The sequence below is a fragment of the Streptomyces justiciae genome, from assembly GCF_015163075.1.
In the GTDB taxonomy this organism is placed as follows: Bacteria; Actinomycetota; Actinomycetes; order Streptomycetales; family Streptomycetaceae; genus Streptomyces; species Streptomyces justiciae.
The window spans coordinates 390,532-413,073 of sequence record NZ_JADDXU010000001.1; the positions used below are offsets into that span (position 1 = coordinate 390,532).

19 protein-coding genes are annotated in these 22,542 nt (G+C 71.3%); 9 read left to right on the plus strand and 10 right to left on the minus strand.

Annotation, left to right across the window (positions count from 1 at the left end):
* Positions 1-39: 39 nt before the first annotated feature.
* A complete protein-coding gene (locus tag IQ210_RS01765; protein ID WP_194076057.1) occupies positions 40-867 on the minus strand; it encodes a hypothetical protein in 828 nt (275 codons plus the stop codon).
* Positions 868-1,164: 297 nt separating this feature from the next.
* Between IQ210_RS01765 and IQ210_RS01770 the strand changes: the two genes are divergently transcribed.
* Positions 1,165-2,562: an APC family permease gene (locus tag IQ210_RS01770; protein ID WP_194076059.1), complete on the plus strand. Its 1,398-nt coding sequence runs from the start codon at positions 1,165-1,167 to the stop codon at positions 2,560-2,562.
* On the opposite strand, the gene IQ210_RS01775 is transcribed toward IQ210_RS01770, so the two are convergent.
* Positions 2,559-3,935, minus strand: a complete 1,377-nt coding sequence (locus tag IQ210_RS01775; protein ID WP_194076062.1) for a condensation domain-containing protein — start codon at positions 3,933-3,935, stop codon at positions 2,559-2,561. The two genes, IQ210_RS01770 and IQ210_RS01775, sit on opposite strands and share 4 nt — an antisense overlap.
* Before the next feature lie 224 nt (positions 3,936-4,159).
* On the opposite strand from IQ210_RS01775, the gene IQ210_RS01780 reads away from it, so the two are divergent.
* From IQ210_RS01780 to IQ210_RS01795, 4 genes are all read left to right on the plus strand, one after another.
* The gene (locus tag IQ210_RS01780) at positions 4,160-6,856 is read left to right on the plus strand and encodes an alpha/beta fold hydrolase (protein ID WP_194076064.1); all 2,697 of its coding nucleotides are present in this window, start codon (positions 4,160-4,162) and stop codon (positions 6,854-6,856) included.
* Complete coding sequence (locus IQ210_RS01785; RefSeq protein WP_194076067.1) at positions 6,853-7,707, plus strand: ABC transporter permease; 855 nt, start codon at positions 6,853-6,855, stop codon at positions 7,705-7,707. Before IQ210_RS01780 ends, IQ210_RS01785 begins: the two co-directional genes overlap by 4 nt.
* 147 nt (positions 7,708-7,854) lie before the next feature.
* The gene (locus tag IQ210_RS01790) at positions 7,855-9,390 is read left to right on the plus strand and encodes a vWA domain-containing protein (RefSeq protein ID WP_194076069.1); all 1,536 of its coding nucleotides are present in this window, start codon (positions 7,855-7,857) and stop codon (positions 9,388-9,390) included.
* A 93-nt stretch (positions 9,391-9,483) separates the two neighbouring features.
* On the plus strand, positions 9,484-11,409 hold the full coding sequence (locus IQ210_RS01795; RefSeq protein ID WP_194076072.1) for an AMP-dependent synthetase/ligase: 1,926 nt from the start codon (positions 9,484-9,486) through the stop codon (positions 11,407-11,409).
* A 74-nt stretch (positions 11,410-11,483) separates the two neighbouring features.
* Here IQ210_RS01795 and IQ210_RS01800 read toward each other — a convergent pair whose 3' ends face one another.
* From IQ210_RS01800 to IQ210_RS01810, 3 genes are all read right to left on the minus strand, one after another.
* Positions 11,484-11,879: a rodlin gene (locus IQ210_RS01800; RefSeq protein ID WP_194077037.1), complete on the minus strand. Its 396-nt coding sequence runs from the start codon at positions 11,877-11,879 to the stop codon at positions 11,484-11,486.
* A gap of 133 nt (positions 11,880-12,012) precedes the next feature.
* Positions 12,013-13,038, minus strand: a complete 1,026-nt coding sequence (locus IQ210_RS01805) for an LCP family protein (protein ID WP_322656297.1) — start codon at positions 13,036-13,038, stop codon at positions 12,013-12,015.
* A gap of 103 nt (positions 13,039-13,141) precedes the next feature.
* Entirely contained in the window at positions 13,142-13,540 is a 399-nt protein-coding gene (locus tag IQ210_RS01810; protein WP_194076074.1) for a rodlin, read from the minus strand.
* Positions 13,541-13,803: 263 nt separating this feature from the next.
* On the opposite strand from IQ210_RS01810, the gene IQ210_RS01815 reads away from it, so the two are divergent.
* From IQ210_RS01815 to IQ210_RS48165, 3 genes are all read left to right on the plus strand, one after another.
* Entirely contained in the window at positions 13,804-14,205 is a 402-nt protein-coding gene (locus IQ210_RS01815; RefSeq protein ID WP_194076076.1) for a rodlin, read from the plus strand.
* Positions 14,206-14,453: 248 nt separating this feature from the next.
* The gene (chpD, locus tag IQ210_RS01820) at positions 14,454-14,681 is read left to right on the plus strand and encodes a chaplin ChpD (RefSeq protein WP_194076078.1); all 228 of its coding nucleotides are present in this window, start codon (positions 14,454-14,456) and stop codon (positions 14,679-14,681) included.
* A gap of 107 nt (positions 14,682-14,788) precedes the next feature.
* A complete protein-coding gene (locus IQ210_RS48165) occupies positions 14,789-15,655 on the plus strand; it encodes a chaplin (RefSeq protein WP_228046689.1) in 867 nt (288 codons plus the stop codon).
* Between the two features lie 41 nt (positions 15,656-15,696).
* Here the strand turns inward: IQ210_RS48165 and IQ210_RS01830 are convergent, their stop codons facing one another.
* Positions 15,697-16,950 carry an NAD(P)-binding domain-containing protein gene (locus tag IQ210_RS01830; RefSeq protein WP_194076083.1) on the minus strand — a complete coding sequence of 418 codons (1,254 nt, stop codon included), beginning with the start codon at positions 16,948-16,950 and terminating at the stop codon, positions 15,697-15,699.
* Positions 16,950-18,224, minus strand: a complete 1,275-nt coding sequence (locus IQ210_RS01835; protein WP_194076086.1) for a carboxylate--amine ligase — start codon at positions 18,222-18,224, stop codon at positions 16,950-16,952. The genes IQ210_RS01830 and IQ210_RS01835 overlap by 1 nt, the downstream gene beginning before the upstream one ends.
* Positions 18,225-18,374: 150 nt before the next feature.
* Between IQ210_RS01835 and IQ210_RS01840 the strand changes: the two genes are divergently transcribed.
* Entirely contained in the window at positions 18,375-19,628 is a 1,254-nt protein-coding gene (locus tag IQ210_RS01840) for a glycoside hydrolase family 26 protein (RefSeq protein ID WP_194076089.1), read from the plus strand.
* Positions 19,629-19,658: 30 nt separating this feature from the next.
* Here the strand turns inward: IQ210_RS01840 and IQ210_RS01845 are convergent, their stop codons facing one another.
* From IQ210_RS01845 to IQ210_RS01855, 3 genes are read right to left on the minus strand one after another with little or no spacing between them, the layout of a single operon-like run.
* Positions 19,659-20,750 carry a GNAT family N-acetyltransferase gene (locus IQ210_RS01845; RefSeq protein ID WP_194076092.1) on the minus strand — a complete coding sequence of 364 codons (1,092 nt, stop codon included), beginning with the start codon at positions 20,748-20,750 and terminating at the stop codon, positions 19,659-19,661.
* Complete coding sequence (locus IQ210_RS01850) at positions 20,747-21,400, minus strand: YveK family protein (RefSeq protein WP_194076095.1); 654 nt, start codon at positions 21,398-21,400, stop codon at positions 20,747-20,749. Before IQ210_RS01850 ends, IQ210_RS01845 begins: the two co-directional genes overlap by 4 nt.
* Positions 21,397-22,542: a glycosyltransferase gene (locus tag IQ210_RS01855; protein WP_194076098.1), complete on the minus strand. Its 1,146-nt coding sequence runs from the start codon at positions 22,540-22,542 to the stop codon at positions 21,397-21,399. The genes IQ210_RS01850 and IQ210_RS01855 overlap by 4 nt, the downstream gene beginning before the upstream one ends.

Genomic DNA, 22,542 nt, shown 5'->3' on the forward strand with positions numbered 1-22,542 from the left:
CCGGGCACCTGAAGGCAGGCGCCCGGGCTCCGTCATGTCCTACTGCCCCTGGGCTTCCTTGAGCGCCTCGGTCATGTCGGCGGTCTCGGCGGCCGGGGGAGCCTTGATGGTGGCGGTGTCCCCGAACTCGGCGAAGTCCATGGTGACGGTGATCTTGCCCATCTCCTGGACCAGGCGGACGGGCAGGTCCTTCTCGCCCAGCCAGACGTCCATGGTGATGGTGTCCGCGCCGCCGGTCATCTGGTTGAGCAGGCTGCCGTCGCCGGTGTAGGCCTCCTTGAAGCTGCCCATGTGCTCCTGGTCGATCACGGCCCGGTAGTGGGTGGCCTTCTGGCCGTTGACGGTCTGCGAGCCGAGGTCCTCGACGTCGCTCGCGTACTTCAGGCCCTTCAGCGAGGCCGTCGGGTTGCCGCCCGCGTTCATCGAGGCGGCGCCGCTCTCGCCGAACACGGCGGAGGCGTCGACCTTCATCCACTCCTTGCCCTCGAGCGGGCCCGAGGCCTGCGGGTCGACGTCGTAGTAGTAGACGCCGTCGACGAGCAGGCAGTGGATCTTCGGGTCGTCCTGCACGGCCTGCATCTGGGCCGCGGCGGTGTCCATCCGTACGTCGTAGGCCATGCCGTCGCCCCACGAGTACGTGCCGTCCATCGCGATCGGCGTGCCGGTCCCGAGGTCGGTCGACACCTTCACCTCAGCCGACCCCAGCTGCTCCGTCCGGTCCGTGGCCCGGGCGAGCGCCGCCATGATCGCGTCGGTCTTGTCGACCGCCTCGGCGGCCTGCTTCACGGAGTCCGCGCCGCACGCCGACGTCGTCAGAAGCGCCGCCGCCGTGAACCCCACCCAGGCAGCCGTGTGCTTCACCTTCATCTGTCCCCACCCCACGCTGTGAAATCTGTGCGTCCACTGTGACTGGTGACTCTAGCGGGAGCCACTGACTTGTTCGGATTCCGGACACCCTGACGATTTTTTGACGCCCGAGCTGCGATTCTCGTACAGCTGCGAGAAGCGGAATACCTTGCCTTGAATTGCCGTATCCGCGATTTAGGCGCTCTTGATCTACGGATTCCGTAGGTAAACGGCTATTGACGGTTGGGTTTTCGTCGGGGTTCGATGCACCGCAATCCAGTAGCGCAGCGCTCTGCACGAGTCGATCGGAACCGCCGCATGACCGACACGCTCCGCCCGCCCGCGACCATCACCCCAGAGGCCTCGGACAACCCCCGGAAGCTCAAGCGCTCGATCGGCGTCGTCGGCGGCACCCTCCTCACGCTCTCCTGCGTGACACCCGCCTCCACGCTCTTCGTGGTCGTCCCCGACCTCTTCGGCTCCCTCGGCACCGCGACCGCCCTGACGATCGCGATCGGCTCCCTCCTCTGTATCGCCGTGGCCTTCTGCTACTCCGAGCTGGGCACCCTCATCCCCAGCGCGGGCGGCGAGTACGCGATGGTCTCGACGCTGGCGGGCCGTCTCGCCGGCTGGCTCGTCTTCGTCCTCTCGCTCCTGGTCGTGATGATCGTCCCGCCGGTGATCGCGATGGGCACGGCGGACTACCTTGCCCCCGTGATCCACCTGGACCCCTCCCTCGCGGGCGCCGGCGTGATGCTCCTGGCCACCCTCGCCGGCCTCCTCGACCTGCGCGCGAACGCCTGGATCACGGGCGTCTTCCTGGTCCTGGAGGTGATCGCGGCGGCGGTCGTCGCGGTGCTGGGCTTCGCCCATGCCGAGCGCGGCGCGGACAGCCTGGTGTCGATGCAGGTGGCGGGGTCGAACGGCGGTACGGACACGGTGACGGCCATGCTGGTCGTCTCCGGCCTGGCGATCGCCCTGTTCGTCACCCAGGGCTTCTCGACGGCCGTCTACCTCTCCGAGGAACTGGAGCACCCGCGCCGCAACGTCGCCCGCACGGTGCTCGCCACCCTCGCCATCTCCTCGGTGATCATCCTGGTCCCGGTGGTGGCGATCACCATGGGCGCGAGCGACCTGTCGGAGCTGACCGGCGGTGACATCAGCGCGATGGTCACGGCCTGGTCCAACTCGGCGGTCGGCACCTTCGTCAGCCTCTGCGTGGCCCTCGCGATCATCAACGCGGGCATCGTCATGGTCATCCAGAACTCCCGCGTCCTCTTCGCCTCGGCCCGCGACAAGGCCTGGCCCCAGCCGGTCAACGACGTCTTCTCCAAGCTCGGCCGCTTCGGCTCCCCCTGGGTCGCCACCCTCGCCGTCGGCATCCCCGGCGCGGCCCTCTGCTTCGTCAACCTGGACACCCTGTACGGCGTGACGGGCGTCTCGGTGACCGGCATGTACCTGCTGGTCGCGGTGGCCGCCCTCCTGGCCCGCCGGGGCAGCCACCGGCACACCCCGGCCTGGCGGATGCCCCTGTGGCCCGCGATGCCGGTCCTGCTGATCGGGGTCCTGGCCTACATCCTCAGCCAGCAGGAGACCCAGTACCTGCTGTGGACGGGTGGCATCACGGCGGCGGCGACGCTCTACTGGGCCCTCTACCTCCGCCCGCGCAAGGACACCCGCTGGCTGGTGGAGATCCCCGAGGACGCACGCGCCTAGGACGGGCCGCCCGCCGACACCATCAACGCCCGCAGCCTCTCCACGTACAGCCGCATGTTCTTGTAGGCGACATCGGTGTCCGGGTACCGGCAGGCGAACCACACCCCGTCGTGCAGCCGGTTCAGCCACACGCACACCTGGTCGCCGTACGACACCCGGATCAGCCCGTACGCCGACAGCGCGTCCCACCGCTCGGCCCCCGGCAGGGCGCGCGCGTCGGTGAACGACACGATGGAGTACAGGTCGGGCGAGGTGGGCCGGAAGTCGGTGCCCAGCAGGCGCAGCATCCGGGCCAGCGGCATCCGGGACAGCGGCCGGGCGGCCTGCAACTGCGCGCGTACGGCGGGCAGCGCGCTCCGGAAGTCCGCGGGCACCGGCACCTCGATCGGTGCCCCGCCGACGTACCAGCCCACCGAGTCGGACCACTTGGACTTCACCCGGGTGTGGAAGGGCACCACCGTCCGGTAGACGGAGGCGCCCCCGATCTCGCCGGCGATCAGCGCGGTGGCCGCGAGCACCCCGACCAGGCTCCCGCCGTACGGCCGGCAGTACGCCTCGAAGGCGGCGGCGTCCTCGGGACCGACGAGCATCTCGCACATCATCTTCTGCTCGGGCAGCGGACCACCCGGCTCCACCCCCAGGTCCAGGGGAAAGGTCGGCAGCGTCCCGTCGCACCGGCGGATGAACTCCCGCCAGCGCGCGACGGCCTCGTGGTCCTCGTCGATCCGGTCCGCGTCGGCCCGCTCGATCCGGCAGAAGTCGATGTAACTGCTCACCGGCGCCCCGTCGTCGGTCCCGCCCCGGCCCGCGTACAGCTCGTGGATCTCCGAGGGAATCCGGTAGATCGAGTACGCGTCGACGTTGCTGTGGTCGAACGCCATGTACACACTCGCCGAGTCGTCCCGGACGACCGCCGCGTACATCAGGTTCGGCCAGCGCAGCGCGTCCGCCGTGACGTCGAAGCGGTCCTGGAGGTGCCGGACCAGAGCGGTCGCGTCCGTGAACTGTCCGGCGTCCTCCCGGTGCAGGGACACGTCCCCGGCGTCCAGTGTGAACCGCCGCAGCGCGTCCCCGTCCGCCCGGAACCCGCTGCGCAGCGTCTCGTGCCGCAGGGTCCACGCGCGCAGGGCCCCTTCCAGGGCGTCGAGGTCGACCGGCCCCGGGATGTCGAAGGCGGCGCCGAGCCAGGTCGGGACGAAGAGGCCGTCCTCGCGGACCGTGCGGGCGGTCCGGATGTGCGACTCCTGGATGTACGCCGGTGGCCGGGTGTCCTCCGGCAGCCCCCGCGCCGCGGCCACGGTCGCCGGACTGAGCGTCCACTCGACGAGCCGTCCGGGCCGGATGTCGCAGCGCTGGATGTCGGTGATACGCACGAGGGCGTCTCCATTCGCAAAGGGGCGGACCCTCAAGCGAAGACCGCGCTTGCCGCGGACACGCTCACTTTCCCCGCTTTTCAATGCATCGGGTGGTACCTCGAACACTGTTCCTCGTACTTCGACCGCGGTACACGCGAGGACAGGCGTACGCCCGTGGGAGGTCGGCCGGTTCGGTCTGTGGTCGATAACTCCCCGACAGCTTCAGCCCGTACCGTTGAAGCATGGATCTTCGACTGCGAGGGCTGCCGCGGCGGCCCCGGCGACTGCTGGCCGCCGGGGCCGCCGTCGTCGTACTCGCGGGGGCCGGTACCTGGACGGCGGTCGCCGACGACGACCCGTCCCCGGTGCGCGCGACCGACCAGGTCATGGCGGTGAACGGCGTCCGCATAGACACCTCGTACTTCGTCTCGGGAGGCTCCGGGCGCCGCCCGGCCGTCCTGCTGGGCCACGGCTTCGGCGGCTCCAAGGACGACGTACGCCAACAGGCCGAGGACCTCGCCCGGGACGGCTACGCGGTCCTCACCTGGTCGGCGAGAGGCTTCGGCAGGTCGACCGGCAAGATCGGCCTCAACGACCCCGACGCCGAGGTCGCCGACGTCTCGAAGCTCATCGACTGGCTGGCGCGGCAGCCCCAGGTCCAGCTCGACAAGAAGGGCGACCCGCGCGTGGGCATGGCGGGCGCCTCCTACGGCGGAGCCATCGCCCTCCTCACCGCGGGCCACGACGACCGCGTGGACGCCATCGCCCCCGCGATCACGTACTGGAACCTCTCGGACGCCCTGTTCCCGAACGGCGTCTTCAAGAAGCTCTGGGCCGGCATCTTCGTGAACACCGGCGGCGGCTGCGACAAGTTCGAGAAGCAGATCTGCGCGATGTACGACCGGGTCGCCGAGTCCGGCACCCCGGACGCTGCCGCCGAGAAGATGCTCACCGAACGCTCCCCCTCCGCGGTCGGCGACAAGATCAAGGTCCCCACCCTGCTCTTCCAGGGCCAGACCGACTCCCTCTTCACCCTCGACCAGTCCGACGCCGCCGCGAAGGCGATCAAGGCCAACGGCGCCCCCGTCGACGTCGACTGGATCGCGGGCGGCCACGACGGCGGCGACATGGAGGGCAGCCGCGTCCAGGCCCGCACGGAGTCCTGGTTCGACCGCTACCTCAAGAAGGACACGGGGGTCGACACCGGCCCCGCCTTCCGCGTCACCCGCACCGGAGGCGTCGACTCCACCGACGGCGCCGCCCAGCTCAGGGGCGCGAGCTCCGACACCTACCCCGGCCTGCACAGCGGCGACCGCACGTTCACCCTCACCGGCCGCGAGGAGCAGCGGGTCACCAACCCGGCCGGCGCCAACCCGCCCGGCGTCTCCGCCCTCCCCGGCCTCGGCAGCGCGGGCGGCCTCGCCCAGCTCTCCTCCCTCGGCGTCGGCGTCTCCCTGGACTTCCCGGGCCAGTACGCCCAGTTCGAGTCCGCGCCGGTCACCGACGACCTCCGCATCACCGGCGCCCCGACGGCCACGGTCCACGTGCAGTCCACGTCCGACGACGCCGTCCTGTTCGCCAAGCTGTACGACGTCGGCCCCGGCGGCACACAGCAAGTGCTGCCCTCCCAGCTGGTGATGCCCCTGCGCGTCGAGGGCGCCAAGTCCGGCAAGGACGTGACCGTCACCCTCCCGGCGATCGACCACAAGATCGAGAACGGCCACCGGCTCCGCCTGGTCCTCGCCTCCACGGACCTCGGCTACGCCTCCCCGGCGGCCCCGGCGACGTACACCGTCTCCCTGAAGGGCGACCTGACGGTCCCGACCGCCCCCGGCGTGGAGACCGCCGCCGCCCCGCTGCCCTCCTGGGTCTGGTGGCTGCCGCTCGCGGGCGCGATCGTCGCCCTGACCCTGCTCCTGACGGCCCGCCGTCGCACGGCCACCCCCGCCCCGGACCCGGAGCTGGCCGAAGTCCCGCTCCAGATCATGGACTTGAGCAAGAAGTACCCGGGCAGCGACCGCTACAGCGTCCGCGACCTCTCCTTCCGCGTCGAGAAGGGCCAGGTCCTGGGGCTCCTCGGCCCGAACGGTGCCGGCAAGACCACGTCCCTGCGCATGCTGATGGGCCTGATCAAGCCGGACGGCGGCGAGATCCGCGTCTTCGGCCACGCCATCCGCCCGGGCGCCCCGGTGCTCTCCCGGGTCGGCGCCTTCGTCGAGGGCGCGGGCTTCCTGCCGCACCTGTCCGGCCGGGAGAACCTGGAGCTGTACTGGGCGGCGACCGGCCGCCCGCCCGAGGACGCCCACCTGGACGAGGCGTTGGAGATCGCGGGCCTCGGCGACGCGCTGGCCCGCGCGGTCCGCACCTACTCCCAGGGCATGCGCCAGCGCCTGGCCATCGCCCAGGCCATGCTCGGCCTCCCCGACCTCCTCATCCTCGACGAACCGACCAACGGCCTCGACCCGCCACAGATCCGCGAGATGCGCGAGGTGATGATCCGTTACGCGGCGGCAGGACGCACGGTCATAGTCTCCAGCCACCTCCTGGCCGAGGTAGAACAGACCTGCACCCACCTGGTGGTGATGGACCGAGGCCAACTGGTCCAGACGGGCCCGGTGGCAGAGATCATCGGCGCGGGCGACACGCTGCTGGTCGGCCTGGCGGCCGACATCGACGATCCCTTGGTGGAGAAGGTGGCGGCTCTGCCGCAGGTCGCTTCGGCAACGAGGACAGAGGGTGGCCTCTTGGTGCGCCTGGGATCGTCGCCGCTCAGGGGCGCGGGGAACTGCGCGCCAAGCCACGACGAGCCCGCAGCCGAACAACAACCCGCCGCCACCCTTCTCGTGGACCTGGTTCGCCTAGAAGTACCGGTCGCCTCCCTGGGCCCCCACCGCCGCCTGGAAGACGCCTTCCTCACCCTGATCGGAGGCTCCGCATGACCACGCTCACCGAAACGGCCTCCGGTTACACGGCACGCCACACCCTCCCCCTCCGCGTAGAGCTGGTCCGCCAACTAAAACGCCGCCGCACGATGGTGATGTTCGGCATCCTCGCCGCCCTCCCCTTCGTGCTGCTGATCGCGTTCGCGATCGGCGGCGAGCCCGGCGGCCGCAACAACACCGTCTCCCTGATGGACACGGCGACGGCGTCCGGCGCCAACTTCGCCGCCGTCAACCTGTTCGTGTCCGCGGGCTTCCTGCTGGTCATCCCGGTCGCCCTGTTCTGCGGGGACACGGTCGCGTCGGAGGCGGGTTGGTCCTCCCTGCGCTATCTCCTCGCGGCGCCCGTACCCCGGGCCCGCCTCCTCTGGTCCAAGCTCGTCGTCGGCCTCGGCCTGAGCCTGGCCGCGATGATCCTGCTGCCGGTGGTGGCGCTGGCGGTGGGCACGGCCGCGTACGGCTGGGGTTCGCTGGAGATCCCGACCGGCGGTGCCCTCTCGCCCGGCACGGCGGCCGGACGACTCGTGATCGTCGTAGCGTTCATCTTCGTGTCCCAACTCGTCACAGCCGGACTGGCGTTCTGGCTGTCCACCCGCACCGACGCCCCGCTCGGCGCGGTCGGCGGTGCGGTGGGCCTGACGATCGTCGGTAACGTCCTGGACGCGGTGACCGCCCTCGGCGACTGGCGTGACTTCCTGCCCGCGCACTGGCAGTTCGCGTGGGCGGACGCCGTACAGCCCAGCATGGAGTGGTCCGGCATGATCCAGGGCACCGCGGTCTCGGTAACGTACGCCCTCGTGCTGTTCGCGCTGGCCTTCCGCGGTTTCGCCCGCAAGGACGTGGTCTCCTAGGTCAACGGAAGATCGCATACCGGTCTCAACGGCCCTGCACCGTGCCCTCTTCGAGACACTTCCGCAACGCTCCGTAGCGCACGTTCCGGCCCCCTGGCCCGTCACAGTCACAGAAGTCGACGTCAACGGACCAAGGGGGCACGGAAGATGGAGCGGTATCGAATACGACGCCTGCGCGTGGCGTTGCTCGCGGTGACCGCGGCGAGCGGTCTGCTGCTGACAGGTTGCAGCGGCACGGACGACAGCGGCAGCGGCAAGGCGTCGGACAGCTCGGGCAGGGGATACGCCCCCGCGCCCGGCGGCGAACAGCACAGCAGCCCGGACGACGGCTCGCAGGACGACTCCCGCGAGGTGGCCCCGTCGCCCGACTACCTCTCCACCTTCGCCCTCGACGTCGACACAGCCTCGTACGGCTACGCTCGCCGCACCCTCGCCGACGGCCGGCTGCCCGACCCGTCGACGGTCCGGCCGGAGGAGTTCGTCAACAGCTTCCGCCAGGACTACGACCGCCCCGACGGCAACGGCTTCACGGTCACCGTGGACGGCGCCCGCACCACCGAGGACGACTGGTCCCTGGTCCGCGTCGGCCTCGCCACCCGCAGCGCCGGGGATCCCGACGACCGTCCGCCCGCCGCACTGACCTTCGTCATCGACATCTCCGGCTCGATGGGCGAACCGGGCCGCCTCGACCTGGCCAAGGACTCCCTGGACACGATGACGGACCAGCTCCGCGACGACGACTCCGTCGCGATCGTCACCTTCAGCGACGAGGCCGAGCGGGTCCTGCCGATGACCCGTCTCGACGGCAACCGCGACGACGTCCACGACGCGATCGACAGCCTGGAGCCCACCGACTCCACCAACCTCGGCGCGGGCGTCGAGACCGGCTACGAGACCGCCGAGGACGGCCTGCGTGACGGCGCCACCAACCGCGTCGTCCTCATCTCCGACGCCCTCGCCAACACCGGCGACACCGACTCGGAGACCATCCTCGAACGCATCGCGAGCGAGCGCCGCGAGCACGGCATCACCCTCTTCGGCGTCGGCGTCGGCAGCGACTACGGCGACGCACTGATGGAGGAGCTCGCCGACAAGGGCGACGGCCACACCGCGTACGTCTCCGACGACGAGGACGCCCGCAAGGTCTTCGTCGAGCAGCTCCCGCAGAACATCGACCTGACCGCCCGCGACGCCAAGGCCCAGGTCGCCTTCGACCCGGAGACGGTCGAGGAGTTCCGCCTGGTCGGCTACGACAACCGCAAGGTCGCCGACGACGACTTCCGTGACGACAGCGTCGACGGCGGCGAGGTCGGCCCCGGCCACACCGTCACCGCCCTGTACGCCGTCCGCACCAAGGAGGGCGCCGACGGCCACCTCGCCACGGCGAGCGTCCGCTGGCTCGACCCCGACACCCGCGATCCCCACGAGGAATCAGGCCAGTTGGAGACCGACGCCCTGGACACCTCGGTTCACCAGGCCGGCTCCCGCTTCCAAGTCACCACCCTGGCCGCCTACTTCGCCGACACCCTCCGCTCCACCGACGGCGACCGCACCTCGCTGCCCGGCTGCCCCTCCCTGTCCGAACTGAGCGAACAGGCCCGGGACTTGGCACGGACCACGGAGGACGAGGACGTCTCACAACTGGCCGCCACGATCGAGGACGCCCAGCGCCTCCGCGACTGACTCGCACACCAGTCCAGGTGCTGCCGGCCCCATTGACCTTTCCTTACGCGTGAGTAAGTTGACGTCCCAGTCAGCGCCGACCGGGGAGCCGTCATGGGCGTACGCAAGGATCTGAAGCGGGCGAAACAGCGCACCGACCTGGCGAACCGCACCAAGGTCGAGATCGTCAGGGACGAGAGGGGAGTGGTCCGCGAGGCCCGCACCACCCCCCTCGCGCCGCCCGCCCCGACCGGCAGCACCGCCGACATCCCGTTCACCAACGCGGCCGAGGCCCCCGGCACGGTGGTCCTGCGCCGCAAGCGGGGGACCACCTGGCAGCCCGTCACGGCCGCCGCGTTCGCCCGCGAAGTCACCGCCGTGGCCAAGGGATTGATCGCGGCGGGCCTCGAACCCGGCGGCCGCGTCGCGGTGATGTCCCGCACCCGCTACGAGTGGACGGTCCTGGACTTCGCGATCTGGGCGGCGGGCGGCCAGAGCGTCCCGATCTACGCCACCTCCTCGGCGGAGCAGGTGGAGTGGATCGTCCGCGACTCGGGCGCCCGCCACGTCATCACCGAGACCGCGGAGAACGCCGTCACGGTGACGACCGGCACCGCCCGCCACCAAGAGCTGCCGCGCATCTGGCAGTTGGAAGCCCAAGGCCTGGCCGAACTCGAAGAACTCGGCCGCGACCTCCCCGACGAGGAGGTCACCAAGCGCCGCACGAGCCTGACCCCCGACACCGTCGCGACGATCTGCTACACCTCCGGCACCACCGGAAAACCCAAGGGCTGCGTCCTCACCCACGCCAACCTGTACGCCGAGGCCGCCAACACCGTCGAGCTGCTCCACCCCATCTTCAAGGAGGTCACCCGCCAGGTCGCCTCGACCCTGCTCTTCCTCCCGCTCGCCCACATCCTCGGCCGCACCCTCCAGATCGCCTGCCTGATGGCCCGCATCGAGATCGGCCACTGCCCGAGCATCAAGCCCGACGAACTCCGGCCCGCCCTCAAGGAGTTCCGCCCCACCTTCCTCGTCGGCGTCCCGTACCTCTTCGAGAAGATCCACGACACCGGCCGCGCCACCGCCGAGAAGATGGGCCGCGCCGCCTCCTTCGACCGCGCCGACCGCATCGCCGTCCGCTTCGGCGAGCGCTACCTGGAGAAGTTCCTCGACCGCGGCAAGGGCCCCGGCCCCGGCCTCTACGCCGCCTGGGCCCTGTACGACCTGCTGGTCTACCGCCGGGTCCGCAAGGAGCTCGGCGGCCGCATGCGCTACGCCATCAGCGGCGGCTCCCCGCTCGACCGCGACCTCAACCTGTTCTTCTACGCCGCCGGGATCATCGTCTACGAGGGCTACGGCCTGACCGAGACGAGCGCGGCCGCCACGATCGTCCCGCCCCTGCGCCCCCGCCCCGGCACGGTCGGCATCCCGGTCCCCGGCACCGCGGTCCGCATCGCCGACGACGGTGAGGTGCTCATCAAGGGCGGCATCGTCTTCGGCGCGTACTGGAACAACCCGGCCGCCACCGACGCCGTGCTCCAGGACGACTGGTTCGCCACCGGCGACCTCGGCTCCCTCGACGAGGACGGCTATCTCACCATCACCGGCCGCAAGAAGGACATCCTCGTCACCTCCGGCGGCAAGAACGTCTCACCGGCCGTCCTGGAGGACCGGCTGCGCAGCCGCTCGCCGGTCGGCCAGTGCCTCGTCGTCGGCGACAACCGCCCCTTCGTCGCCGCCCTGATCACCCTCGACCCCGACGCGGTCGCCCACTGGCTGGCGGTCCGCAAACGCCCCGCCGACACCCCGCTGTCCGAACTCGTCCGCGACCCCGCGCTGCGCGCCGCCGTCCAGAAAGCCGTGGACCACGCCAACGAGGCCGTCTCGCGCGCCGAGTCGATCCGCGCCTTCACCCTCGTCGAGGGCGAGTTCAGCGAGGACAACGGCCTGCTCACGCCGTCCCTGAAGGTCAAGCGGCACGCGGTCCTCGCGGCGTACGCCGAGGAGATCGAGGCGCTCTACCGCAAGCAGAAGTAGCCGCACCTGCCGGAACAGCCGAACGGCGGGCCACCGGAGGAACCGGTGACCCGCCGCGGCGGGAGATCCGAGGATCAGCCGTTGCCCTGGCCGTTGCCGGAGAGGGCCGAGATGTCGTCCAGGATGTGCGACAGCGGCTCGTCACCCTTGGCCTGGGTGGAGTTCTCGACACACTGCTGGTTCTGCGGCGCCGACAGGATCGGAACGTCCTGGAGCACACCGACGGCGACGATGCCGAGGAGGCCCTGGGCGTTCAGCTTCGCAGGCAGGCCGACACAGGGCTTGTTCAGCGAACCCTGGACCAGCGAGAGCTGCGGGCTCATGTCGCCGAAGGTCGCCGAGTTGCCGAACTCCTGCGAGGCGCCGTTGCCGCTGGCGGACGTGGTGCCGTCGTCACCGATGGCCATGGCGGGGGAGCCGGCGCCGACAACGGTGGCGGCGATAGCCGCGGTTGCCCACAGCTTCTTCATGTTCATTCCCTTCGAGAAGCGGACTCCGGTGAGGAGCTGCGTGATCGTCAACGGGCGCACCCCGGCCGGGGTTGCGCTCTTTGCCCCGATTGGCCCAGCGCGTGTCCGGGCCGTCCGGGCGCCCCCGCCGCGCTCACTTGCAGGCGAACCGGCTGCCCCGCACCGGGGCGTAACCCATCAGGCCGGGCGGGTCCTTGGGCTTGGGGTCGGCGTCGGCCTTCAGCAGCGGCCGGTCGGCGCGCAGCTTGTCGAACATCGCGTCCGCGCGCTTGCGGTCCCAGGCCAGCGTCGAGCCGATGTCCGGCCTGGTCGCGTTGAACCCGGCGATCGGCACGGTCGTGAACTCCAGGGCCCGCGCGGGCACCTTGTCCAGCGCCGCCGCCAGCTGCACCAGCTCGCCCGCGGCGAAGCCCTGCTCGACCTTCCCGGACCCGAGCAGCGTCTCCACCACCCGCGCCATGCCCACCGGGTCGGTCAGCACCTTCTTCGCCTTCAGCCCGCGCAGGGCGTTCACCAGGAACCGCTGCTGGCGCTGGATCCGCCCGAGGTCGGCACTGCCGTCGACATGGCGGGAGCGCACGTACTGCAACGCCGGCCCGCCCTTCAGGCGGTGTTTGCCGGGCTTGAGGTTCAGCTTGGTGGCCGAGTCCTTCAACGTCCGCGGTGTGCACACCTCCACCCCGCCGACCTCGTTCACGGCGTCGATGAAACGCCGGAAGTCCACCTGGAGGAAGCGATCGATCCGCACCCCGGTCATCGACTCGACCGTGTTCACGGTGAGCGCGGGACCGCCCTCGGCGTACGCGCCGTTGATCTTCGAGGGATGCGGGCCGCGCTCCTCGCCGCTGTCGGAGTCGCGGTACGGCGGGATGTCCGCGTAGGAGTCACGCGGCATGCTCACCACGCTGACCCGGTCCCGGCGCGCGGAGACGTGCACCAGCATCAGGACGTCGGTGCAGTTGCAGGCGATGCCACCGGCGTGGAACTCGCGCTTCTCGGCGGCGGTGATGGTGTCCCGGCCGTCCGTACCCATCAGCACGATGTTGAGGGGGCGGGGGGCCTGCCGCTCGGGGAAGGGGGCACTGCCGAGCAGGGTCGAGCCGGCGGCGAGGACGAGTACGGGGATGGCCAGGGAAGAAAGGGTTCTCTTCGTCGTCACGCGACGCACGCTAAAACAGCGGGCCGCCGGGAAACCGGCGGCCCGCTGACGCAGACTCAGATTGCAGCCCCAAGGCTCAGCGACCGGAGCCCCTGAGGACGGCTCAGTGGTTGTCCTTGCCGTTGCCGGCCAGCACGGAGATGTCGTCCAGGATGTGCGACAGCGGCTCGTCGCCCTTGGCCTGCGTGGAGTTCTCGACACACTGCTGGTTCTGCGGCGCCGACAGGATCGGCACATCCTGCAGAACGCCGACGGCGGCGATGCCGAGGAGACCCTGGAGGTTCGCCTTGGCCGGCAGGCCGATGCAGGGCTTGTTGAACGAGCCCTGGATGAGCGCCATCTGCGGGCTCATGTTGCCGTACGTGGCCGAGTTGCCGAACGACTGGTGCGCACCGTTGCCACTGGCGGAGGTGGTGCCGTCGTTCCCGATGGCCATGGCGGGGGAGGCGACACCGACGACGGAAGCGGCGACCGCGGCGGAAGCCAGAACCTTCTTGATCACTTGCTAGTCCCTTCTGAGGAAACCCCGTCCACCGGAGCGCACTGGTCAACTGCCCCGGACCCGCATGGTTCCTGACATTCACTCCGATGGCCCACAAAGGAAGCGGGTGGAACCCGATAGTCGGGCCGGTCGGGCCTTTCCGTTAATTCGCCGTGCGTACGCGGCCCGATCGAGTGAAGCCTCGAAACCATTCCCCGTGCAGGGGGTTGATGCGGAGGCAGGAGCATGCGTCGTGGTGATGCACGCCAGGAAAGGAAACCCAAATGCTGAAGAAGGCAATGGCCGCTGCGGCGGTCGCCGCCTCCGTCGTCGGTGCGGCCTCCCCGGCCATGGCCATCGGGAACGACGGCACCACCTCGGCCAGCGGCAACGAGGCCCACTCGAAGTTCGGCAACTCGATCACCAAGGGCAAGATGAGCCCGCAGGCCACGCTCGTCCAGGGCACCGCCAACAAGCTCTGCCTCGGCGTGCCGGTGAAGGCCAACGCCCAGGCCATCCTGGGTATCATCGCCGCCGTCGGTGTCGCCCAGGACGTGCCGATCCTGTCGGCCCCGCAGAACCAGCAGTGCGCCGACAACTCCACCCAGGCCAAGGGTGACGAGCCGGTGTCGCACATCCTGGACGACATCTCCGTCCTGGCGGGCAACGGCACGGGCAACCACTGATCCTTCCGCTCGAAAGAGCTCGGATCTGAACGGCTCGGGCCGCCTGAATTCCCCGCAGGCTGCCCGGGCCTTTTTCCGCCACTCAGGCGAAGCGTTTCTCCTCGTATGGGGGGCCGGTGTCAATTCTGTGAAGGCGTTCGAGTGAATTACCAGGCGCCACACGTTCCGTAGTTTCCCTGGATGTCTATCCCTCGTTTACAGCCTGCAGGTCACGTCATTGGGGCATGACCGCAGAGAAGGGATAGCTCATGAAGAAGACCGCTGCTGTCGTCGCGGGCGCGATCATGGCCCTGGGTATGGCCGCCCCCGCATTCGCCGACGCGGGTGCCGAGGGTGCCGCCTTCGGTTCGCCGGGCGTTCTCTCGGGCAACGTGGTCCAGGTCCCGATCCACGTGCCGATCAACGTGTGCGGCAACTCGATCGACATCATCGCCCTGCTGAACCCCGCGTTCGGCAACACCTGCATCAACAAGTGACGTCGTAACGCATCGGCCGCTCCGGCTATGTGACAGCCGGCCTTGGACTGCTTCGTTGCCTTCCAAGGCCGGCTTTTCCCACTTCTTCAAGCAGGAAGACAACGAGATTGCGACAGACCCTGAGTAGGGGAATGGTCGCGGCGGCCGCCGCGACAAGCATTCTGTCCCTGTGCGGCAGCAGCCCCGTCCACGCCGACTCGGACGCGAGCGGGGCGACCAAGGGTTCGCCGGGAGTCCTGTCCGGCAACAACGTCCAGGTCCCGGTCGACGCACCGGTCAACGCCTGCGGCAACTCGGTGGACGCCATCGCCCTGTTGAACCCCGCGTTCGGCAACTCCTGTGCCAACGACTCGGGTTCCTCCAGGGGCGGGTCGTACGGGGGACCGTACGGCGGCGGCGACTCCGGACACGGCTCCGGGCACGACACGACCGGCTCCGGTTCCTCGACGCACGGCCGCACCGAGGGCTCGCCCGGCGTGGGCTCCGGCAACAACGCCGGCGCGCCGGTCGACGTGCCGGTGAACGCGTGCGGGAACACCGTGGACGTGATCAGCGGGCTCAACCCCGCGTTCGGCGACGACTGCGACAGCGGTGGCTACGGCGACGAGCACACGGCGCCGCCGTACGGCGGGGAGGACACCCCCACCCCCACGCCGACGCACACGCCGCCGAACGGTGGTGACCACCCGACGCCCACGCCGACGCAGACACCGCCGAACGGTGGTGGCCAGCCGACGCCCACGCCGACGCACACGCCGCCGAACGGTGGTGGCCAGCCGTCGACCAGCCCGACGCACACGCCGCCCACGGGCGGCGGCCAGCCCTCGTCCCCCGGGCACCACAGTCCGCCGCCCCACCTGCCCGACACCGGCGCCAGCAGCGAGGCCCTGCTCGCCGCGTCCGGTGCCAGCGCCGCCCTGATCGCGGCCGGGGCCGTCCTGTACCGCCGGGGCAGAAACGCATCCCACCGCTGAAGCGCCGGGTGCCGGACCCCCTGTCCGGCACCCGCGCCCCTTCATCGCCCGGCTGTCTCCGGCGTCCCGTGCCGGCCCGGTGCCGGGATCAGGGGCGGGCCCGTTCGCAGGCGGCGCCGCACCCCTCGTACGAGTGCAGCCGCCGTGTAGGTCGCGCCGTGCACGAAGCGCATCGCCGGGCCGAAGGCGGAGGCCGTGGTCAGGCCGGCCAGGAACAGGCCGGGGTGGGAGGGGGACTCGAAGTCCCGGGTGACCTGCGGGGAGCCGTCGGCGGCCGTGGCCAGGGCGGTGCGCAGGTCGGCGGGGAGGAGGGTGAGGCGGTCGGTGGTCGCCTTGAAACCCGTGGCGGCGATGACGTGTTCGGTCTCCAGGGTGTGCTCGGAGCCTGCGCCGTCCGTCACGTCCAGGCGTAGTCCGCCCGGCACCGCACGTGCCGCCGCCACCTCGTGGCCCAGCCGCACCTCCACGGCCGGCTCGAATCGGTCCCGTACCCACCAGGCGCCCGCCGGGCCCAGCGCCGTCGCTGCGATCCGCGCCCGTGTCGGCTCCGGGAGGCGGCGGAAGAGACCGGGGCGCTCGGCGTAGAACCAGTTCCGCCAGCCGCAGCCCAGGCCGCTGTGCGGGGAGCGGGCCGACCGCCACCACGGGCGCTCCCACGGCGGGGGCACGTCGTTCCAGCGCAGCTGCCCCGTCCGGGCCAGCACCCGTACCCGCGTGCCCTGTTCGGCGAGGAGCGCCGCCGTCTCCAGCGCCGCCTGGCCGCCGCCGACGACCGTGACGTCCTTGTCCCGGAAGCGGTCGAGGTCGCTGTGATGGCTGCTGTGTGTCACGAGCGACGCGTCGAGGCCGGTGAGGGAGGCGGGGATCTCGACGAACGGCATGACGCCGACCGCGAGCGCGACCGTACGGGCGGACACCACCTCCCCGTCGTCCGTCACCGCCTCGAAGCCGCCCGCGCGCCGGGCCACCCGGGTCACCATCCGCTCGTCCACCTCGGGACAGGCGTTGCGGGCGAACCACAGGCCGTACTCGGCGAACACCTCCACCGGGATCGGCTCGCCGTGCCGGGCCGTCATGCCCCGCTCGGCGCAGTAGACGTCGAGGCGCCGGCGGCGGTCGGGGTCGGACAGGTGGGACGCCCAGGGCTCCGACTTCAGGAACATCCCGCGCGGCATGTGGTCGCGCCAGGACGCCATGGGCCGTCCGAAGACGCCCACCCGCAGCCCGGCGGCCGCGGCGTGGGACGCGACGGACAGGCCGTACGGGCCCGCGCCCACCACCAGCAGGTCGTACATCAGCGGCTGCTCGCTTTCTCGTCGTCCGACAGGCCGGTCAGGTCCGGCGAGGATCCCTGACGCACCACACGCGCGCCCGCCCCTTCACCGGGCGGCGCGCACACCCCGCGCAACCGCTCCAGGACCCGCCGGGACACGTGCCGGGCCCACCGTCCCCACATCGCCAGTCCCGGCCCCCGGTCGTCCCGGGCGTACCAGGCCGGCTCCCGGCCGTCGGGCGCCGGGCGCAGCGCGGTCAGCGGGGCGTAGTTCTCCACCACGAACTCCCGCCCGGCCCGCGGCACCCCGTCCGGCAGCGGACGGTGTGTCAGGTCCAGGTGCAGGGCGCGCACGACGTCCAGCTCGGCGGTGTCGCAGAACAGCCGGAACTGGGCGCCCGGGCGCGGGTTGAAGTCGAGGAGGTGAGGGTGGCCGTCCGGGCCGCGGCGGAAGTCGAGGTCGAAGATGCCGCGGTAGCCCAGTTCGGCGGTGAGGCGTTCGGCGAGCTCCTGCACGATCGGGTCCGGTGTCCACCGGCCCACCGCCGTCAACCCGGCGCCGCGCGGCCAGGACCGCAGCTTGACGCCGGCACCGCCGCCGCGGACGGCGCCCGAGCGGTCGGCGTACCCGTGGCAGAAGAGGTCGCCGTCCGGTTCCGGCGGCAGGAACGCCTGGAGCAGCAGCCGGCTGCCCGCCTCCGCGGAGCGCCGGTACAGCTCGCCGGCCTCGTGTGCGGAACGCAGCAGGACCGTGCTGCGCAGGCCGCTGCCGGCCGGCAGCAGCCAGGGGCGGCTCCACTTCGCCACCACCGGCAGCCCGAGATGCCAGGCGGCGGCAGCGGCGTCGGCGGGGCTGTCCGGGATCAGCGTGAGCGGATGCGGCACGTCCACGGACGCACACAGAGCGGCCAGTTCCGCCTTGTCGGCGACCTGCTCGGCCAGCGGACCCGGCGTCGCGGGCAGCAGATAGGAGGGCGCCAGCTCCGCCCGCAGCCGGCTCACCGCGACCGCGCTCGCGTCGTCCATCGGGATCAGCACCGCGGGGCGCGCGATCCGGGCGGCGATCCGGCGCAGGGCGACGGCGACGTCGGCGGCGGGCGCGCCCGGGGGCGGCGGGGGATGGAGCTGCCGTACAAAACGCGATCGGGACACCGGACTTCCGGTGGAATCCGCGATCACATGCACCTCCACTCCGGCCCGGCCGAGCGAGCGCACGGCTCCGAGCGTTCCGTGGTGAAAGGGATTCCGGTCGATCCGCAGCAGAACGGCGGGGACGCGGGTGTCGAACAGCGACACGGATTCAATTCCTTCGGTCGTTTCACCCGTGCGGGCGATCGGGCCACCCGAAAGCCGTAAGCACGGTGGCGTCGTTCATATTCATATGACTGAGTGTCAGGTAACGCGTTTCAGCTGTCCCCAGAGCGCGAGAGTGAGAAAGGAGCAGGCATGGACTCACAGCAGCGAAGGGCCCGGACCGGTCGGCTGGCGTTCATCGCGGTGGCGACCGCCGCGTCCGCCGCCCTGGCCGCGGGGCCCGGATTCGCCGCGGGGGTGGGGGCCGCCGATCCGCCCGCTCCCACGCCCGCCGTGCCCGCGGTCCCGGCGGAGCCGTCCCCGGCCGCCGACCCCGTGATCGAACCCGAGACCAAGCCCGCCCCCAAGGTGCCCGCCTTCGGCGCCTACCTCGACTACGGGCCGCGCGGCGTGGCCCGGATGGCCGAGCTCAGCCGCTGGCTGGGCGGCGCCGACCTGCGCGTCGGCCACACCTATCTGCCCGGCGACCGCTGGAGCAACATCGAGGGCGCCCCCGGCTTCCTCGACGTGTGGGCGGACTGGCGCAACGAGAAGGACGACCGGATGTTCGTCCTCAACGTCCCCATGCTGGAGCGCAACGAGGACCATGTCTCCGACGCCGAGGTGCGGCTGCTGCTGCGCCGGGGCGCGGCGGGGCAGTTCGACGATCACTTCCGCCGCCTCGCCGAGCGGCTGGTCGAGCTGAACGTGCCGGACACGGTGATCGTGCTCGGCTGGGAGATGAACGGCATCACGTACACCCATCGCTGCGGGCCGGACCCGGAGGCCTGGAAGACGTACTGGAACAGGATCGTCACCACCATGCGTTCGGTGCCGGGCCAGAAATTCCGCTTCGATTTCACGCCCAGCCGGGGCCGGGACGCGATCGCCTGGACGAAGTGCTATCCGGGTGACGACACCGTCGACATCATCGGCATGGACTCGTACGACCAGCCGGAAGGACTCTCGTTCGACGAGCAGGTGAAAGAGCCCTACGGACTTCAGGAGCACGTGGATTTCGCCAAATCCCACGGCAAGGCAATTTCCTATCCTGAATGGGGACTCTTCCGCAACGGTGACAACGCCGAATACATGCGGCGCATGCTCGCGTGGATGGACGAGCACAAGCCGCTGTACAACACGCTGACCGACTACTGCCCGCACGGCGTGTGGCAGTGCGAGGACAACCCGAAGGCGTCCGACGTCTACCGGTCGATCCTCTTCGGCCGCACTCCCGAGGAGCCGACGACGGAACCGACGCCGGTCGACCCGACGCCCGAGCCGACCCCCGACCCCACCCCGACCAACCCGCCCAACTGTTCGCCGATGGACCTGGGCGAGTGGGTCGAGTACTGGATCGGCGGGAAGCTGTGCATGCGCTTCGACTGGTGGTCGCGCAGCCGGTGACGGAAGGCAGTCTCGGTGGCGGTGGGTCGTTCACGATCCGCCGCCACCGCCGCGTTCGCGCCACCGGCGCAGCACCTCCTTGCCGTGCCGGCGGGCCGCGACGTCGCACAGCGCGGCCGCCAGCAGCGGGGCGGTGTGCCGGCGGGCCAGCAGCAGCCGCTGGTTGGCGACCGGTTCGGGCTTCCAGTGGTGCTTGTACGGCTCGTTGCCGCGCAGCAGGCTCAGCGTGCCGCGGGCATGTCCGGTGCACGCGTCCAGCAACATCACCGCCACGTCCGCCTTGCGTTCCCGCAGGCACGGATGGGCGCCGTACAGATAGCCGCCCGTCAGCCGCCGCGACTGCAGGGTCAGGTCGACGGCGACCACGTCGTCGTCCAGCCGGAACTCGGTGACGACCGCGTCCCCTTCCGCCACCATCGGCCCGACCGAGCGCACCAGATGGTCGCGGAACCGGGACCGCAGGTGCTCGCTCGTCACCTTCCGTCCCTGCCACTGGAGTTGATGCAGCTCCAGCAGCCGGCGCAGTGCCTTGTCGACCTCGTCCGGCTCGACGACGTGCCGTTCGACGCCGAGCGAGGTCAGCTTGCGCAGCTTGGCGCGCACCCGCTGCTGGGCCTTGGCGGACGGCAGCCGGGCGACCAGTTCGTCCATGGGTACGGCGGGCAGCTCCAGGCACAGCGAGTCGTCGACCCGGCGCCGGAGGCCCGGCCAGTGGTCGTAGAGCCGCTCGGCCGCGCCGCCGGGGCGCACTTCGCGCAGGTCGACCAGCGCGGTGCGGGCGGCCGCCGCGAGCCCCTCCGCCAGCGCGGCCACCGCCTCCTCGCCCCGCTCGTCGTCCAGCAGGACGTCCCCGTAGTCGGAGATCGCCCCGCCCAGCGGCACGAGCGACGGCACGGGACGGTGGACGCGCATCAGGGGCGCGGCGGCCACCAGGTCGCCGTGGTCGCGCACGACGAGGACGCGCAGCCGGCCGCGACGGCCGTAGGAGAGCCACCAGGAGTGCAGCCAGGCGTGGCTCTGGAACGGGGTCGCGGCGGAGCAACGGCGGTACAGGCGCGCCCAGTCGGGGGCGAGGGCGGCGAAGACGGTGTCGTCGGTGACGAGTTCCGTCGTGTACGTCACAGCTGGCCGTGGGCGTCGGCGGCGACGGCCGGGCCGGGCACGGAGGCCGGGCGTCCCGGCTCCTCGCTGGTGCGGCGCGGCCGGACCAGCAGCACCAGGCCGGCGAGGAGCCCGCCCGCGCTCGCCCCGACCAGGCCGGTCAGCACGGGCGAGGCCGAGGAGGGCTCGGTGGGCTTGGTGGCGCGGGCGAACTGCTGGAGCTCGACGTTGGTGGCCGACTCGGTGTTGTCGGCGTGCCGGGTCAGGGCGCGGGCCACCGCGTTGGCCATGTCGGCGGCCAGGTCCGGACGGGAGGACGTCGCCGTGATCGCCACCATCGGCGCGTCCGGCGAAGTCGCCGTCTGCACACTGGACTTCAGCGTCTTCACGGGCACGCCCGCCCACACCTGAGCGTCCCCGAGGACCGCGAGCTGGGTGGCGACCCGGCCGTATGCCTGCGCGAAGCCCAGCGCGGACGCCGGGTCGGACTTCTCGGTGGGGACGGCGATGACATAGCTGGTCGCCGTGTAGGTGGGCGTCTTGGCGAGGCCGTACACGCCGCCGAGCAGGCCGCCCGCGACGGCGCCGGCCGCGAGCAGGGACCAGGCGGGGAGCGTCTTGGCGCGGGTGAGGACCGCCGGGCGGCGCGGTCCGGTGGGGTTCTCGGTCATGAGGAACTGACTCCCTGGGGTGACGGGGACGACGAGGATGCGGCCGCGTAGACGTCCATCAGCTGGGCGGCGCTGCGGGTGATGCAGTAGTGGTGGGCGGCTTCGGGGGCGGTGCGCGGACGCGGGCCCTCGGTGCGGGCCGTGGCGATCGCGCGGGCGAACTCGTCGGCGCCGCCGCGGACTTGGCGGGCGAGGGCGGCAGCCTCGGCGGGCAGGTCCTCGATCGCGGGGCAGGAGCTGTAGAGGACCGGCAGCCCGGAGGCCAGCGCCTCGACGACCGCGAGGCCGAACGCCTCCTCCGGCGAGGGCGAGGCGAGGACGTCCATCGCCCAGGTGAGGGACGGCAGATCGGGACCGGGCGAGCCGTCGGGGACGTAGGGCCGTTCGCCGGTGAACAGGACCCGGTCGGCGACGCCGGCCTCGTGGGCGGTGCGCCGCAGGACGCTCTCGTCCGGGCCGCCGCCGACCAGCAACAGCCAGCAGTTCTCGGGAAGTTGGGCGAGGGCGTGGATGAGGGTGCCGAACCGCTTGCCCGCGGTGAGGCGTCCGATGCCGCCGATGACGTACGCCTCCTCGGGCAGGCCGAGGCGGCGGCGGGTGTGGAGGCGCTGGAGGGGGTCGAAGCGGAAGCGGGTCAGGTCGATGCCGTTGGGGACGACCTCGATGCGGGGGGCGGGGACCCCCCAGTTCCTCAGGCGCTGGGCGACCGTGGGGGAGACGGCGACCGTGGCGCGGCCGAGGCGCTCGCTGGCCAGGTAGAGGCCGCGGACGCCGGCGGTGAGGCGGCGGCCCTCCATCTGGGAGTCGCCCAGGGAGTGTTCGGTGGCGACGACCGCCCGGACCCCGGCGAGCCGGGCGGCGAGGCGGCCGTAGACACAGGCCCGGTACAGGTGGGTGTGGACGAGGTCGTAGCCGCCGGAGCGGATCAGGCGGACCAGCCGGGGCAGCGCGGCCAGATCCCGGTTGCCGGCCATCCCGAGGTGCGTCACCCGCACCCCGTCGGCGATCAGGCCGTCGGCGACCGCGCCCGGGTTGGTGAGCGTCACGACCTCGCAGTCGACCGGCAAGTGCCGCAGCAGCAGCCGCAGTTGCTGCTCGGCGCCACCGACGCCGAGGCCGGTGATGACATGAAGTGCCTTCAC

Bases quoted from the DNA above. Each gene is read 5' to 3' on its own strand.
- IQ210_RS01765 (WP_194076057.1), bottom strand. From the start codon at position 867: ATGAAGGTGAAGCACACGGCTGCCTGGGTGGGGTTCACGGCGGCGGCG.
- IQ210_RS01770 (WP_194076059.1), top strand. From the start codon at position 1,165: ATGACCGACACGCTCCGCCCGCCCGCGACCATCACCCCAGAGGCCTCG.
- IQ210_RS01780 (WP_194076064.1), top strand. From the start codon at position 4,160: ATGGATCTTCGACTGCGAGGGCTGCCGCGGCGGCCCCGGCGACTGCTG.
- IQ210_RS01785 (WP_194076067.1), top strand. From the start codon at position 6,853: ATGACCACGCTCACCGAAACGGCCTCCGGTTACACGGCACGCCACACC.
- IQ210_RS01790 (WP_194076069.1), top strand. From the start codon at position 7,855: ATGGAGCGGTATCGAATACGACGCCTGCGCGTGGCGTTGCTCGCGGTG.
- IQ210_RS01795 (WP_194076072.1), top strand. From the start codon at position 9,484: ATGGGCGTACGCAAGGATCTGAAGCGGGCGAAACAGCGCACCGACCTG.
- IQ210_RS01800 (WP_194077037.1), bottom strand. From the start codon at position 11,879: ATGAAGAAGCTGTGGGCAACCGCGGCTATCGCCGCCACCGTTGTCGGC.
- IQ210_RS01815 (WP_194076076.1), top strand. From the start codon at position 13,804: ATGCTGAAGAAGGCAATGGCCGCTGCGGCGGTCGCCGCCTCCGTCGTC.
- chpD (WP_194076078.1), top strand. From the start codon at position 14,454: ATGAAGAAGACCGCTGCTGTCGTCGCGGGCGCGATCATGGCCCTGGGT.
- IQ210_RS01830 (WP_194076083.1), bottom strand. From the start codon at position 16,950: ATGTACGACCTGCTGGTGGTGGGCGCGGGCCCGTACGGCCTGTCCGTC.
- IQ210_RS01840 (WP_194076089.1), top strand. From the start codon at position 18,375: ATGGACTCACAGCAGCGAAGGGCCCGGACCGGTCGGCTGGCGTTCATC.
- IQ210_RS01850 (WP_194076095.1), bottom strand. From the start codon at position 21,400: ATGACCGAGAACCCCACCGGACCGCGCCGCCCGGCGGTCCTCACCCGC.